This is a genomic window from Variovorax sp. 10N432 (assembly GCF_056394465.1).
Window position 1 is genome coordinate 1 of the sequence record NZ_JBFTHX010000116.1, and the last position, 1,254, is coordinate 1,254.

The 1,254-nt window shown below is 57.7% G+C and carries 1 protein-coding gene; it reads right to left on the reverse strand.

Features of this window, described 5'->3' with window-relative positions; translation table 11 throughout:
- Window positions 1-361: 361 nt before the first annotated feature.
- Complete coding sequence (locus tag AC1DF3_RS36880; RefSeq protein WP_301816368.1) at window positions 362-661, reverse strand: hypothetical protein; 300 nt, start codon at window positions 659-661, stop codon at window positions 362-364.
- Window positions 662-1,254: the final 593 nt, after the last annotated feature.

Consider the following 1,254-nt stretch of genomic DNA (forward strand, 5'->3'; position numbering starts at 1 on the left):
TGAGGACACGGTTATGCAGGGGGAAGTGCATGCTTATCCTTCGAAGTACCAGCAGATGCCGAAGCCAGCGGTTTAGCATCGGAAGGCACGCGGTACGCATGGTGCTTTCCCCCTACAGATCGGGGTCTGCATGGGGCATGCGAATCAGGCCTAGCTCGAAAGCCTGAGTCGAAGACTCAACCGTTGTGCAGCGTTTCCTGGCTTTCGCTCGGCGGCGGCCGAAGACTCAGTTCGGCCAATTGCGGACCTTCATCACGACCTTCCAATTCGCGAACGCCCTAAGGTCTGCGAGCTCGCTGGCCGGCAAAGGAGCCATCTTCGCCCGGCGGTTCGAAGATTGAGCTCGGCTTGCTCGATTCAGTTAGTAGTTGAGGTCGGAGAACTGCGTCGCGAGGCGCTGTCGCTCAGTGTGCCGCTGCAGACTCCGCTCCTTTGCGCCCACGACGACTGCGGCCAATGCCTTGGCGCGGCGTCGCCGTGCCATCAGCCTCCACAACCCGAACAGAGCAATAGCGCATACCAATGCGATAAGAACCGGCGTCAGCCAAACTTCCATCAGTACGTCGTAGTTCACGAAGTTTGGCGCTGCTGCTGCGCCGGCCGTGGCGCTGAAAAAGAGCAGGACGCCGGCGATGAATGCGGCTGAAATTCTGCTAGTCATGTCGTATCTCGGTGCCGAAGTCGGTATGCCCCGATTCTGCTGCACGAAGTAACACGTTCGTTTTCAGGATTTGCCGCCAAGAATGTGCTTTTGTCACATTCGTTAAATAGTTCACAAGGCGACCCGGTATCGTCCTCGAGAAACGGCGAATCGTTTGCCGTCAGGAAGCCTGCAGAAAGGCGAGAACATCTCGCCTAGGCCAGGGCGCGCGGAGCAGCGATGGCTTCGAGGTGCAGAGCATCGACCGCTTTGCTCGGTCTACCATAAAGCTCGCAGTCCTGAGGATGTGATGATGGCATCGCGAAGGACGTTTCAGCCGCTTGGACAACGTGCGGATGACCAATCCGCCGGAGAAACAGGCCCAAATGCGCCAGAACTTCGTTGCCGCCATGCAAATTCAAGGAATCACGGTGGTACCGTGAACGGCCAATACCGGCTTTTCAATGCCTAGGGAGATGCTTATATGGGCGCCTCCCGGATCGCAAGAACTCGTGTGTGTGACGCTTTAGGAGGCAGGGCTGCAGTCTTATATCCGGCCTGATGTGCAAGCTGATATGCCTGCCGGCCCTGATGGTTTTCGCTGACGAGGTTCC